Below are 12,258 nucleotides of genomic sequence, written 5' to 3' on the forward strand. Positions count from 1 at the left end.
AATCCGACCCATTGCGCGTCAGGGACATCTCTCACATGTGTCTCAGGCAACCTTCTCGGTCAGTCCGAGCTCCCGCAGCCCGTCGGGCCGCTCTTCCACCGGCAGATGGCGTACGAAACGCACCTCGCAGCCCAGCGCCGCGGCCCCGCCGTCGGCACGCCGGTCGTCGCCGACCATGACCACATCCGTCGGATTCTGTCCGAGAAGTGTGCAGGCGGTGCGGAAGAGGCGTGCGTCCGGCTTCTGGACTCCGTGCTCGAAGGAGAGGACGTACGCGTCCACGTAGCGGTCCAGGCCGTGCGCGCGGAAGACGGGGCGCAGGTCCCAGCCGATGTTGCTGACGATCCCGATCCGGACCCCGGCCGCGCGCAGCCCTTCCAGCACCTCCGCCGCGTCCGGGTAGGGGCGCCAGGCGTCCGGGCGCAGATGGCGGTCGTACAGCGCGTCATAGAGACCGGGGTCGGGCAGGGCGACCTGGCGGGCCAGACCGGTGTACACCGCGCGGTGCAGCTCGGCGTTCTCGTCGCGGTGCGCCCAGCCCTCCGCCAGCTCCTCGGGCATCCGCTTCGGGTTGGGCCCGCCCGGCAGCGCGCCGAACGCCTCCAGCTCCGCCGCGTACCGCTCGAAGGCGGCCTCGTCCACCCGCACCCCCCGCTCGGCGAGGGTCGCGGCGAGCCAGGAACGGACCGGCTCGATCCGGAACAGCGTCCCGGAGAAGTCGAAGAGGGCACCCTTGATCGGCATGGCACCGATCCTCGCCGAACCGGCGGGCCCCGGGCAAGGGCGCCTGTCCGGCGGCCACGGCGCCTGCCTGGTCAGAGCCCCCGGCGCGCGGGCGAGGCGGCGCACCAGCGGTCGAAGCCCCGGATCGCGAAGGCGGCCAGGGCGGCCCCGAGAAGCCACCCGCCCAGCACGTCGGACGGCCAGTGCACGCCCAGATACAGCCGGGTGAGCCCCACCCCGAGCACCGAGACGGCCGCCGCGCCCACCGCCGCCCGCCACACCCCGCGCCGCACACCGGCCCGGTACAGCAGCCACAGCAGCAGCCCGCAGCTCACGGTCGCCGTCATCGCGTGCCCCGAGGGGTAGGCCGCGTAGTGGGCGGAGTCCACCGGGTCCGTCCACTGCGGCCGGTCCCGCCCGACGGCGGCCTTCACACCCTGCTGGACGAGCGCCGAGAGCAACATCGTCGCCGCGACCCACACCGCGAGTGGGCGGGCCCCGCGCCACCACAGGGCCACCACCGCGACGGCGACCAGGGCGCGGAAGGTCCACGGGTCCCACAGCCAGTCCGTCAGCAGCCGGTTGACATGGACGAAGCCGGGCTCGGTGACCGCCCGCCGGTGCAGCGCCTCCGCGATCCGCTCGTCCAGGTCCACGAGCGGCCGCCACCGGGCGACGACCAGCGCCGTCACCGCACCGCCGAACACGGCGCAGACCGTGCCCGCCCGCGAGAGGCGCGAGGCGGCGCGGACCCGGCCGACGGGGGAGAGCAGCGGAATGTGCATGGCACGATCCTCGCCGACGCGCGCCGCCCGTGGCTGTTTCAGCGCGCCGGAAGGCCCGGGAGAGCGCCCGCTCTCGCTACTTCAGTGCGCTGAGCCCCGGCACGAACGCCACCAGGAGTGGGACCACCGGCACCAGCGCCGCCGCCGCGGTCAGCCGCAGCCGCCGTGCCGCCGTGAGCCTGCCCGCCGGGGCCAGCAGCCGGTTCACCCGCGACGGCAGCTCCGCGTCCGCGGCCGAGGACGGGCCGAACACGCCCCGGTCCTCGTTGAGTTCGACCAGGGCGAGGGCGATCGTCAGCCGGCCGAAGCGGCGTGAGGCCACATCGTCGGCCGCCAGCTCGACCAGCCGGTGCATCTCGTTGCGGAAGGCCGCGAACACCGGGACCTGCGGGAAGCCGGAGGCCAGCGCCTCCGAGCAGTTGAGCAGCCAGTCGTGCCGGGCCTGCGCGTGGCCCTGCTCATGGGCCAGGACCGCGTCCAGCTGGCGTCCCTTCAGCCGCCCCAGCGCGGCCGTGGTGATGACGAGTTGGGGCGCGGAACCCGGCAGCCACCAGGCGTCGGGGCGCTCGCCCTCCAGTACGACAAGGCGCCCGGACCCCGGCTCCTCGCCGGGCATCAGCGGGGCGCGCACCAGGAGTTCGGTCCGCCGCCGCTTGCGCCGCAGCTGCGCCCGGTGGATCTCCCGGGCCAGCATGGCGGCCGTCCACACCCCGCCGAGGGCCAGCAGCACCGCCATCACCGCCGACCACGCCCCGTGGCCCGCGAGGGCGTACGCCTCCACGACGGCGTGCGGGGCGGGCGCGAAGACATGGCCCCGTACCGCCTGCCAGGCGGCGGCCGCGCTGATCGTCATGGCGAGGGCGAACGACAGCAGCACCGCGGCCACCACGCACTGCCACACCCACAGCGCCACCACCGGCTCGCGCTCGGGCCACTCGGCCCGCGCCATCAGGCGCGGGGTCACGACGGCGGCCAGTGCACCGAGCAGCAGCAGCGCTAGGGAGACCCACATGGCGTCAGCCTATGAGGGCCGCGCCACACACGGATATGGCTCCGCGCGCCAAGTGACGCACACCACGAAAGGCGGCCCTTCCCGTCTCACAGGGTGAGCAGCATCGCGAACATGGCCAGGCCCATGGTCAGCCGGCACGCCAGCGCCAGCTCGGGGCGCGCCCCCCAGCCGCCGGGCGCGGGCCCGACGGCGGTGGCCGCCGCGGCCACCGGCACCAGCCGGGCGCCCGAGCGCAGCACGTACACCGCGTAGTAGACGAGAAGCAGCCCCGTCAGCACGGGTATGCCGCCCGCGCCGGCCATGCCGGGGGAACCCATCGCGTGCGCGGCATGGCCGCCGCCGTGCCCGCCCGCCCCGGTTCGGGCCATCACCACCGCCATGTAGACCATCGCGGAGGAGCCGACCAGATGGTGCAGATGGTGTCCGCCGCGCCGGGAGAACCACAGCGCCCGCAGCGCCGCGACCCCGAAGAACACCGCACAGACCGCCCACCCCCAGGCGGGCGGGGCGACGGCCGCCGCCGGTATCGCCATCGCGGCCATGCCGAAGCCCATCAGCGCCTCGGCCCGCGCCGCTCCGCGCTCCTCCGCTCTCCCCGTACGGGTGCGCAGCAAGCAGTACGAGCCCGTCCCCGCGCACAACGCCATCAGCAGCCATCCGGACATCGCCGGTCCGTGCACAGCGGCCCTCCCCCCGGGCGAACGACATCGCCGTCGACCGGTAGATGCCCGGGGCCGGACACCCGTACGCGGCGCACGGAGGTACTGGGGGAGCGCGCGACGGGGGTCTCTCCGCGACGCGCCCGGTGCGCGCCCCCGCGCGCCCCTTGAGGACCGCCGGGAGCCCCGGCGCCGCCCTCGGAGTTACGCTGCTCCGGCACCGCCCCCGCACAGAATCCGGAGAGACCCCGCCATGGACACCGCCCCGCCCCGGGACACGGGAGAGCTGACGTTCCGCGACGCCACCGAGGCGGACATCCCCGCGCTCGTCGAGCTGATCGAGTCGGCGTACCGCGGCGACAGCAGCCGCGCCGGCTGGACCACCGAGGCGGACATCCTCCAGGGGCAGCGCACCGACCCGCAGGGCGTGCGCGCGGTGGTCGAGAGCCCGGGCAGCCGACTGCTCGTGGTGGAGCGCGACGGCGCGCCCGTCGCCTGCTGCCAGCTGGAGCACCGCGGCGAGGCCGCGTACTTCGGCATGTTCGCGGTCAGGCCCGCGCTCCAGGGCGCCGGCCTCGGCAAGGTGATCATCGCCGAGGCCGAGCGCACCGTCCGGGCGGGCTGGGGCGTGCGGGAGATGCACATGACCGTGATCTCCGTCCGCGAGGAGCTCATCGCCTGGTACGAGCGCCGGGGCTACCGCCGCACGGGCAAGCTCTCCCCGTTCCCGTACGGCGACGAGCGCTTCGGCATCCCTCAGCGCGACGACCTGGCCTTCGAGCTGCTGGTCAAGGAGCTGGCCGGCTGATCACTGCGCGGGGGCGCCGCCCCCGCGCTGGATGTCGGGGTGGTCGGTGGTCACGCCGTCGAGCCCCAGCCCCTGGGCCAGCCGCAGCTGCTTCTGGGTGTTGACCGTCCAGCCGAAGACCGTCAGCCCCTCGGCGTGGGCCTTGTCGACCAGCTCCAGCGTGATGCGCCGGACGTTCAGGATCAGCCGGGTCGCGCCCACCGCCTTCGCGCGGTCCAGCAGGTCCCCGCCCCAGCGGCTGGCCACCAGCGCCGTGCGCACGCCCGGGACCAGCTGCGCGATCTCGGCGATCGCCTCGTCGTGGAACGAGATCACCTCGACGCGCTCGACCAAATCGCGCTCGTGCATCACCCGGGCCAGGGTGCGGGCCGCCGCCACGTCCTTGATCTCCGCCTGGAGCGGGGACCGCACGGCGTCCAGGACCTCCTCGAAGACGGGCACCCGCTCGCCCAGGCCCGCGTCGAGCGCGCGCAGCTCGGCGAGCGTCTTCTCCGCGATCGGGCCCTCGCCGTCGGTCGTCCGGTCCACCTCCGCGTCGTGCATGACGGCCAGCGCGCCGTCCTTGCTCAGATGCAGGTCCAGCTCGATGAGGTCCACGCCCTCCTTCTCGGCACGGACGAACGAGCGCAGAGTGTTCTCCGGCTCGAAGCCCGCCGCTCCGCGATGACCGATCGTGAGAATAGACAAGGCCCGCTCGCTTCCGTCGACGCTCTGTTCCCGAGGCAGCCTAGTGGCCTCGGAACGCCGTACGGGGGAGGGGCGGGGCCGGTCGCGCAGCGCCCCGCGAAACCCCCGAAGAAGCCGCCTCAGCGGCGTACCACAGGAAAAATGACGGTGACCATGGGGGGTCGGCAGGATAATTTCCACAATCCCACTTGTCCTGGGGACTCGCACGCGGATACGGTGGTCGGACGCGAGGTTCTCCCGTGGAGGAAGTGTGATGACGGAAATTCTTGTGCACGACGCCGCATCCGGCGACATAGCTGCCGCCCCACGGGTGATCGAGCACCCGGCCTGGCCCGCGCTCAAGAACGCCGTGGAGGAGATCCGCCCCTGGCAGTCGAAGGACGGATCCATCGACTTCGACGCCGAGGGCGCGCCCGCCCCGGCGCTCGCCGAAGCCGCCGTGGAGCGGGTCATCGGCGCCGTCGAGGAGCTGTCCCCGCTGCTGCCGCACGACGCCGCGTACCACCGCGCCCTCGTGAAGGACCTGCGCGCCTGGGTGGGCAGTGGTTTCGACGTCCCCGACTTCCTGGACTCCCTGCTGGCCTTCCAGCCCGCCAAGGGTCGCGCCGACGGCCTCCAGCACCTGGTCGTCTTCGCCATGTACACCCAGAACGGCAACCCCGACCGCAATCTCGAAGCGGTCGTGCTGCGCATGGTCTGGCCCGACTGGCTCGCCGAGCTGGAGGCCGCCCGCTACGACAACCCGCTGTTCTGCGGCATCACCTTCGAGGACTTCACCTCCGGCTACGACACCAACTCCGCGGTGCTCTTCCCGGAGACCATCGCCGTCCGCGAGGCCCCCGAGCGCTTCAGCTGGGGCGGCATCTTCTGCGACCGCGAGGCTGCCCGCTTCCGCCGCGTCACCGAGGCGGCCGTCGACCTCCTCGGCGTCGAACTGCCCGACGACATCCGCGCGATGATCGGCGACCAGCAGCGCTGCGAGCAGGCGTTCGTGCTCTGGGACATGGTCCACGACCGCACCCACAGCCACGGCGACCTGCCGTTCGACCCCTTCATGATCAAGCAGCGCCAGCCGTTCTGGATGTACGGCCTCGAAGAGCTGCGCTGCGACCTCACCGCCTTCAAGGAGGCCGTGAAGCTGGAGGCCGAGGGCAACGCCCACGGCCGCGCCGTGCAGTACGCCGTGCTCTTCGACCGGATGTTCCGCTTCCCGGTCACCGGCGAGCGCGTCCGCAACTACGACGGCCTCGGCGGCCAGCTCCTCTTCGCGTACCTCCACAAGCACGACGTGGTCCGCTGGACCGACAACACGCTCCGGATCGACTGGGAGCGCGCACCGCGGGTCACCAACCAGCTCTGCGCCGAGATCGAGAAGCTCTACCGGGACGGCATCGACCGCCCCAAGATCGTCCACTGGTTCGCGGCCTACGACCTCGTCTCCACCTACCTCGCCCCGCACCCCGGCTCCCGCTGGGCCAAGGGCCCGGACGCCCTGGACCTCTCCCAGCCGCCGCGGAAACTCGTGGACGACGTGCTTCCGGACGAGTTTCCCCTGAGCATGTTCTATGAGGCCCTCTCCAAGAAGCTGAAGAACGTGATCGCCTCGACCAAGGGCATCACCGCCTCGGACGCGGGGAAGGCTGCCGCGTGAGCACAGGTCCCAAGGAGGCGGAGGCCATGAACGGAACAAGCACGGGCGACGAGGGCGCGCTCGAAGGGGCCGTGGTCGCCGTCGCCGGAGCCGCCGGCCCGGCCGGCCGGGCCACGCTGCTGCGCCTCGCCGAAGCGGGCGCGGTCGTCGTCGCGTCGGACTCCCACCCCACCCGGCTCGCGGAGGCCGTCGACGCGGCGCGCTACGCCCACGGCGGCGCGACCGTCACCGGCGACACCGTCGACCTGCTCGACCTGGCCGCCACCCGGGAATGGGCGGCCAAGACGGAGAAGGAGTTCGGCCGCATCGACGGCGTCGTCCACCTCGTGGGCGGCTGGCGCGGCAGCGCGACCTTCGCCGAGACCGACCCCGCCGACTGGACGCTGCTGGAGAAGCTGCTGATCCGCACGGTGCAGAACACCTCGCTGGCCTTCCACGACTGCCTGCTGCGCAGCGACCGGGGGCGCTTCGTGCTGACCAGCGCGGCGGGCGCCACCAAGCCCACCGCCGGCAACGCCGCCTACGCCGCCGCCAAGGCCGCCGCCGAGGCGTGGACCCTGGCCCTCGCCGACTCCTTCCGCAAGGCGGGGGGCGAGGACGGCCCCCGCAGCGCGGCTGCGATCCTGGTCGTGAAGGCACTGGTGCACGACGCGATGCGCGCCGAGCGCCCGAATGCGAAGTTCGCGGGCTTCACCGACGTCAAGGACCTGGCCGATGCCATCGCCGGCGTCTGGGACCGGCCCGCCCCGGAAGTGAACGGAAAGCGCCTGTGGCTGACCCCGCAACCGTAAGGACCGACGCGCGTCGCCATCACGACCCGCAGGTCCGCGGTTTCGCCAGTGACAACTACGCGGGGACGCACCCCGAGATCCTCGCGGCACTCGCCCTCGCCAACGGCGGCCACCAGGTCGCCTACGGCGAGGACGACTACACGGGCCATCTCCAGCGCGTCATGCACAGCCACTTCGGTCCCACGGCCGAGGCGTTCCCGGTCTTCAACGGCACCGGTGCCAACGTGGTGTCGCTCCAGGCCATGACCGACCGCTGGGGCGCCGTCATCTGCGCCGAGTCCGCCCACATCAACGTGGACGAGGGCGGGGCACCCGAGCGCGTCGGCGGCCTCAAGCTGCTCACCGTCCCCACCGAGGACGGCAAGCTCACGCCGGAGCTCATCGACCGGCAGGCGTACGGCTGGGACGACGAGCACCGCGCCATGCCGCAGGTCGTCTCGATCACGCAGAACACCGAACTGGGCACCGTCTACACACCCGACGAGATCCGCGCCATCTGCGAACACGCCCACGGGCACGGCATGACGGTGCACCTCGACGGCGCCCGCATAGCCAACGCGTCGGCCTCCCTGGACGTGCCCATGCGGACGTTCACCAACACCGTCGGCATCGACGTGCTCTCCTTCGGCGGCACGAAGAACGGGGCCGTCTTCGGCGAGGCCGTCGTCGTCCTCAACCCCGACGCGGTCCGGGCCATGAAGCACCTGCGCAAGCTGTCCATGCAGCTCGCGTCCAAGATGCGCTTCGTCTCCGTACAGCTGGAGGCGCTGCTCGCGGGCGACCTGTGGCTGCGCAACGCCCGCCACGCCAACGCCATGGCCCAGCGGCTCGCCGAGGGCGTGCGCGGCATCGACGGGGTGGAGATCCTTCACCCCGTCCAGGCCAACGCCGTCTTCGCACGGCTGCCGCACGCGGTGACCGAGCGGCTCCAGAAGCGCTTCCGCTTCTACTTCTGGGACGAGCAGGCCGGGGACGTGCGCTGGATGTGCGCCTTCGACACCACGGAGGAGGACGTCGACGCGTTCCTCCTCGCGCTCAAGGAGGAGATGGCCGCCGCCTAGCGGGGGCCCGGCCGTCGCCGGGGTGCGGGACGTCCGCACCCCGGCGTGGCGTTTCAGCCGCGCTCGCGGACCTCGGCCGGCGTCGGAGCCGTGCCGCCCAGGTGCGCGGGCACCCACCAGGTGTCGCTCGCGTCCTTCGGCCGGACCGGATAGGCCCGCTGGGCCGCTTCGAGCAGCTCCTGCACCCGCTCGCGCAGCCGCCGCGTGATGGCGCCCGCGTACTGGTCGGTGGGGGCCTCCACGGGCTCCCCGACGCGGATGGTGACCGGGATGTGGTTGCGCTTGAAGCTGCGCGGCCGGCCCTTCGTCCAGAGCCGCTGGGTGCCCCACAGCGCCATCGGGATCAGCGGCACCCCGGCCCCCTGCGCCAAACGCGCGGCGCCGGACTTGAAGCTCTTGAGCGTGAACGACTCCGAGATCGTCGCCTCGGGGAAGACCCCGACGATCTCCCCGGAACGCAGCGACTCCAGCGCGTGCGCGTACGCGTCCTCGCCCTGCTCGCGGTCGACGGGAATGTGCTTCATACCGCGCATCAGAGGCCCGGAGACCTTGTGCCGGAATACCGATTCCTTGGCCATGAAACGAACCAGCCGCTTCTGCGGAAGGGCGGCGAGGCCACTGAAGATGAAGTCCAGATAACTGATGTGGTTGCTGACCAGAACAGCGCCACCGGTCTTCGGGATGTGCTCCGAACCCTGAGTGTCGATCTTCAGGTCGAGCGCCTTGAAAAACGTGCGAGCGGCGCCGATGACCGGCCGATAGACGAGTTCTGCCATCTGGGGAAGACCCTTTCTTCAGCGCCCGCGGAGGTTCTCCCGGCGGAAGTTACGCAGCCGTAGGTTTTCGGCATTGCGCCGATCGTGCCCCATGCGGTGACGTGGTGGCCAGTCCCGGCGGCGCCGGGCCGCGAGATTCTCGTCACGTAGGGCGCCCGGGAATGCCCGGGGCGTCGCGGACGCTGACCCCTTGCGTAGAACTCTGACAGGAGGCCGAAGGTGGACGGGCAGGCAGGCGCCGAGAGGCTGGACGCGGCACGACTCGGCGCGGAACTGGGGGAGCGGGCCACACTCGTCCAGTTCTCCACCGCTTTCTGCCAGCCATGCCGGGCCACCCGCCGCACCCTCGCGGAGGTGGCCGGAATGGTCGAGGGCGTCGCCCATGTGGAGATCGACGCGGAGGCGCGTCTCGCGCTCGTACGCGACCTCGGCATCAGCCGGACCCCGACCGTCCTGGTCCTCGACGCGGGGGCCGGATCGTCCGCCGGGCCGAGGGGCAGCCCCGTACCGTCGACGTCGTCGCCGCCCTCGGCCGGGCGATCTGACGGGCCGTGATGCTCCTCCCACCTGACGGGACGCCCTTGACGGCGCGGACCCCGCATCGTCAGTCTGACGTTATGCCGTCAGATCCCCTTCTCCATGGCCGGGCCCCCCTCGATCTCGCCCGCAGCGCCGGTGCGTGCTGTCCGGGTGCCTGAGCATCCACGACCCCGCACTTCCGACGCGAGAAGGACATCTCCATGACGGCATCACCCGGGCTCGGCAAGGCGCGCACGGCATCTCCCGACCTCCTGCGCTCCGTGTTCCGCCGGCATGCCGCCGGGGTCGCCGTGATCACCGCCGCCGGGGAGCGCCCGGTCGGTTTCACCGCCACCTCGCTCAACTCCGTGGCCGCCGAGCCGCCCCTCGTCTCCTTCGGTGTCGGCACCTCGTCCTCCAGCTGGCCGGTGCTGGCCGAGGCCGAGTACGTGGGCGTGCACATACTCGGCGAACACCAGAAGGAGCTGGCCGCCACCTTCGCCCGGAGCGGCGCCGACCGGTTCGGCCCCTCCACCTTTTGGCGCAGCGGCCCGGAGGGCGTTCCGCTGCTGGACGACGTGCTGGCGTGGCTGGTCTGCCGCGTCGTGGCCCGGGTCCCGGCGGGCGACCACCACATCGTGATCGCGCAGGTGGTCGAGGGCGACCCGGTCGGCACGGGCCGGCCGCTCGTCTATCACCAGGGCCGGTTCACGGCTCTGCGGGACTGACGCGATGCCCGGGGGTTCCTGGGCATACCGGGTAGGACAGATCACAGTGCGAAGCGCTTGCTCATTGGGCACACGCTGGATGTACTGGCGAGTAATATGACGGTCGGAGCGTCGGTCGCCCCGACCGGAAAACGCCCCATCAGGCGCCTATGCTGCGTGCAACAAGGCAGCCCGGAAATGACGATGCAGTAGGAGAGCCGGCGTGAGCTTGAGGATCGTTGTCACTGTGAAGTACGTGCCCGACGCGACCGGTGACCGGCATTTCGCCGATGACCTGACGTTGGACCGTGAGGACGTCGACGGTCTGCTGTCGGAGCTGGACGAGTATGCGGTCGAGCAGGCGTTGCAGATTGCGGAGGCGGCTGACGATGCGGAGGTCACCGTGTTGACGGTGGGTCCGGAGGATGCCAAGGACGCGTTGCGCAAGGCGTTGTCGATGGGTGCGGACAAGGCGGTGCACGTCGAGGACGACGATCTGCACGGTACGGACGCGCTGGGTACGTCGCTGGTGCTGGCGAAGGCGGTCGAGGAGACCGGGTACGACCTGGTGATCTCGGGGATGGCGTCGACGGACGGCACGATGGGTGTGGTTCCGGCGCTGCTGGCGGAGCGGCTGGGTGTGCCGCAGGTGACGCTGCTGTCGCAGGTGTCGGTCGAGGGCGGTGTGGTGCGGGGGCGCCGGGACGGGGACAGTGCGTCGGAGGAGCTGGAGGCGTCGCTTCCGGCGGTCGTGTCGGTGACCGACCAGTCGGGTGAGGCCCGTTACCCGTCGTTCAAGGGGATCATGGCGGCGAAGAAGAAGCCGGTGAAGTCCCTGGACCTGGACGATCTGGGGATCGACGCGGACGAGGTGGGTCTGGCGGGTGCGTGGACCGCGGTCGACTCCGCGACCGAGCGTCCGGCCCGTACCGCGGGCACGATCGTGAAGGACGAGGGCGAGGGCGGCAAGCAGCTGGCCGAGTTCCTGGCCGGCCAGAAGTTCATCTGAGCCCCGGCATCCCGTTCGCCACCCCCGCCTACTTCGCACACGCAGGAGATTGAAGTCCCATGGCTGAAGTTCTCGTCTATGTCGACCACCTGGACGGTGCCGTCCGCAAGCCCACCCTGGAGCTGCTGACGCTCGCCCGCCGCATCGGTGAGCCCGTCGCCGTCGCCCTGGGCAACGGTGCCGCCGACACCGCCGACGTGCTGGCCGAGCACGGAGCGGTCAAGGTGCTGACCGCCGACGCCCCCGAGTTCGCCGACTACCTCGTCGTACCGAAGGTGGACGCGCTCCAGGCCGCCTTCGACGCCGTGTCCCCGGCCGCCGTGCTGCTGTCCTCCTCCGCGGAGGCCAAGGAGATCGCGGCCCGCCTCGCGGTGCGGATCGGCTCCGGCATCATCACCGACGCCGTCGACCTGGAGGCCGGTGACCAGGGCCCGGTGGCCACGCAGTCCGCGTTCGCCGCCTCGTACACGACCAAGTCCCGTGTCTCCAAGGGTGTTCCGGTCATCACGGTCAAGCCGAACTCCGCCCCGGTCGAGGCGGCCTCGGCCGCCGGTGCCGTGGAGACCCTCGCGGTCACCTTCTCGGCGCAGGCCACCGGCACGAAGGTCCTCTCGCGTACCCCGCGTGAGTCCACGGGCCGTCCGGAGCTGACGGAGGCCGCGATCGTGGTCTCCGGTGGCCGCGGCGTCAACGGCGCGGAGAACTTCGCGGTCATCGAGGCCCTGGCGGACTCGCTGGGCGCCGCCGTGGGCGCCTCGCGCGCCGCGGTGGACGCGGGCTGGTACCCGCACACCAACCAGGTCGGCCAGACCGGCAAGTCCGTCTCCCCGCAGCTCTACATCGCCAACGGCATCTCCGGCGCCATCCAGCACCGGGCCGGCATGCAGACCTCGAAGACCATCGTCGCGGTCAACAAGGACGCCGAGGCCCCGATCTTCGACCTCGTGGACTACGGCGTCGTCGGCGACCTCTTCGCCGTCGTCCCCCAGCTCACCGAGGAGATCAACACCCGCAAGGGCTGATCGCCGGACGGTTTCGCACGAGCGACGGCCCGGGGCCGCACGGTGAAC

The 12,258-nt window shown here is 71.8% G+C and carries 13 protein-coding genes and 1 pseudogene; 8 read left to right on the plus strand and 6 right to left on the minus strand.

Annotation, left to right across the window (positions count from 1 at the left end):
- Nucleotides 1-42: 42 nt before the first annotated feature.
- The 4 genes from NEH16_RS28465 to NEH16_RS28480 form a co-directional block, all read right to left on the minus strand.
- Nucleotides 43-744, minus strand: a complete 702-nt coding sequence (locus tag NEH16_RS28465; protein WP_265545799.1) for an HAD family hydrolase — start codon at nucleotides 742-744, stop codon at nucleotides 43-45.
- Nucleotides 745-815: 71 nt separating this feature from the next.
- A complete protein-coding gene (locus tag NEH16_RS28470) occupies nucleotides 816-1,508 on the minus strand; it encodes a phosphatase PAP2 family protein (RefSeq protein WP_265545801.1) in 693 nt (230 codons plus the stop codon).
- Between the two features lie 76 nt (nucleotides 1,509-1,584).
- Nucleotides 1,585-2,520, minus strand: coding sequence for a M56 family metallopeptidase (locus NEH16_RS28475; protein ID WP_265545803.1), 936 nt, complete (start codon nucleotides 2,518-2,520; stop codon nucleotides 1,585-1,587).
- A gap of 86 nt (nucleotides 2,521-2,606) precedes the next feature.
- The gene (locus tag NEH16_RS28480) at nucleotides 2,607-3,200 is read right to left on the minus strand and encodes a DUF5134 domain-containing protein (protein WP_265545804.1); all 594 of its coding nucleotides are present in this window, start codon (nucleotides 3,198-3,200) and stop codon (nucleotides 2,607-2,609) included.
- A gap of 232 nt (nucleotides 3,201-3,432) precedes the next feature.
- Here NEH16_RS28480 and NEH16_RS28485 point away from each other — a divergent pair, with 232 nt between their 5' ends.
- The gene (locus NEH16_RS28485) at nucleotides 3,433-3,987 is read left to right on the plus strand and encodes a GNAT family N-acetyltransferase (RefSeq protein WP_265545805.1); all 555 of its coding nucleotides are present in this window, start codon (nucleotides 3,433-3,435) and stop codon (nucleotides 3,985-3,987) included.
- Here the strand turns inward: NEH16_RS28485 and NEH16_RS28490 are convergent, their stop codons facing one another.
- Complete coding sequence (locus NEH16_RS28490; RefSeq protein ID WP_265545806.1) at nucleotides 3,988-4,674, minus strand: glycerophosphodiester phosphodiesterase; 687 nt, start codon at nucleotides 4,672-4,674, stop codon at nucleotides 3,988-3,990.
- A gap of 253 nt (nucleotides 4,675-4,927) precedes the next feature.
- Between NEH16_RS28490 and NEH16_RS28495 the strand changes: the two genes are divergently transcribed.
- From NEH16_RS28495 to NEH16_RS28505, 3 genes are read left to right on the plus strand one after another with little or no spacing between them, the layout of a single operon-like run.
- Nucleotides 4,928-6,325, plus strand: coding sequence for a DUF6421 family protein (locus NEH16_RS28495; RefSeq protein WP_265545808.1), 1,398 nt, complete (start codon nucleotides 4,928-4,930; stop codon nucleotides 6,323-6,325).
- Between the two features lie 26 nt (nucleotides 6,326-6,351).
- Nucleotides 6,352-7,116 (plus strand): SDR family NAD(P)-dependent oxidoreductase, encoded by a 765-nt coding sequence (locus NEH16_RS28500; RefSeq protein ID WP_073968798.1) that lies wholly within the window; start codon nucleotides 6,352-6,354, stop codon nucleotides 7,114-7,116.
- Nucleotides 7,095-8,177 (plus strand): threonine aldolase family protein, encoded by a 1,083-nt coding sequence (locus NEH16_RS28505; protein WP_265545809.1) that lies wholly within the window; start codon nucleotides 7,095-7,097, stop codon nucleotides 8,175-8,177. The genes NEH16_RS28500 and NEH16_RS28505 overlap by 22 nt, the downstream gene beginning before the upstream one ends.
- A 53-nt stretch (nucleotides 8,178-8,230) precedes the next feature.
- Here the strand turns inward: NEH16_RS28505 and NEH16_RS28510 are convergent, their stop codons facing one another.
- Nucleotides 8,231-8,953 carry a lysophospholipid acyltransferase family protein gene (locus NEH16_RS28510; RefSeq protein ID WP_265545810.1) on the minus strand — a complete coding sequence of 241 codons (723 nt, stop codon included), beginning with the start codon at nucleotides 8,951-8,953 and terminating at the stop codon, nucleotides 8,231-8,233.
- A gap of 219 nt (nucleotides 8,954-9,172) precedes the next feature.
- Here NEH16_RS28510 and NEH16_RS28515 point away from each other — a divergent pair.
- From NEH16_RS28515 to NEH16_RS28530, 4 genes and pseudogenes are all read left to right on the plus strand, one after another.
- Nucleotides 9,173-9,498, plus strand: a pseudogene (locus NEH16_RS28515) (TlpA family protein disulfide reductase).
- Between the two features lie 195 nt (nucleotides 9,499-9,693).
- Nucleotides 9,694-10,200: a flavin reductase family protein gene (locus NEH16_RS28520; RefSeq protein ID WP_265545811.1), complete on the plus strand. Its 507-nt coding sequence runs from the start codon at nucleotides 9,694-9,696 to the stop codon at nucleotides 10,198-10,200.
- Between the two features lie 202 nt (nucleotides 10,201-10,402).
- Nucleotides 10,403-11,188 (plus strand): electron transfer flavoprotein subunit beta/FixA family protein, encoded by a 786-nt coding sequence (locus NEH16_RS28525; protein ID WP_093705338.1) that lies wholly within the window; start codon nucleotides 10,403-10,405, stop codon nucleotides 11,186-11,188.
- Between the two features lie 59 nt (nucleotides 11,189-11,247).
- Nucleotides 11,248-12,210, plus strand: coding sequence for an electron transfer flavoprotein subunit alpha/FixB family protein (locus NEH16_RS28530; RefSeq protein ID WP_265545812.1), 963 nt, complete (start codon nucleotides 11,248-11,250; stop codon nucleotides 12,208-12,210).
- Nucleotides 12,211-12,258 lie beyond the last annotated feature (48 nt).

Source organism: Streptomyces drozdowiczii, from assembly GCF_026167665.1.
GTDB lineage: Bacteria > Actinomycetota > Actinomycetes > Streptomycetales > Streptomycetaceae > Streptomyces > Streptomyces drozdowiczii_A.

What these genes read in the sequence shown, in the direction of transcription:
- NEH16_RS28530 (WP_265545812.1), top strand. Translation starts at nt 11,248, where the DNA reads ATGGCTGAAGTTCTCGTCTATGTCGACCACCTGGACGGTGCCGTCCGC.
- NEH16_RS28500 (WP_073968798.1), top strand. Translation starts at nt 6,352, where the DNA reads ATGAACGGAACAAGCACGGGCGACGAGGGCGCGCTCGAAGGGGCCGTG.
- NEH16_RS28520 (WP_265545811.1), top strand. Translation starts at nt 9,694, where the DNA reads ATGACGGCATCACCCGGGCTCGGCAAGGCGCGCACGGCATCTCCCGAC.
- NEH16_RS28510 (WP_265545810.1), bottom strand. Translation starts at nt 8,953, where the DNA reads ATGGCAGAACTCGTCTATCGGCCGGTCATCGGCGCCGCTCGCACGTTT.
- NEH16_RS28495 (WP_265545808.1), top strand. Translation starts at nt 4,928, where the DNA reads ATGACGGAAATTCTTGTGCACGACGCCGCATCCGGCGACATAGCTGCC.
- NEH16_RS28475 (WP_265545803.1), bottom strand. Translation starts at nt 2,520, where the DNA reads ATGTGGGTCTCCCTAGCGCTGCTGCTGCTCGGTGCACTGGCCGCCGTC.
- NEH16_RS28470 (WP_265545801.1), bottom strand. Translation starts at nt 1,508, where the DNA reads ATGCACATTCCGCTGCTCTCCCCCGTCGGCCGGGTCCGCGCCGCCTCG.
- NEH16_RS28485 (WP_265545805.1), top strand. Translation starts at nt 3,433, where the DNA reads ATGGACACCGCCCCGCCCCGGGACACGGGAGAGCTGACGTTCCGCGAC.
- NEH16_RS28465 (WP_265545799.1), bottom strand. Translation starts at nt 744, where the DNA reads ATGCCGATCAAGGGTGCCCTCTTCGACTTCTCCGGGACGCTGTTCCGG.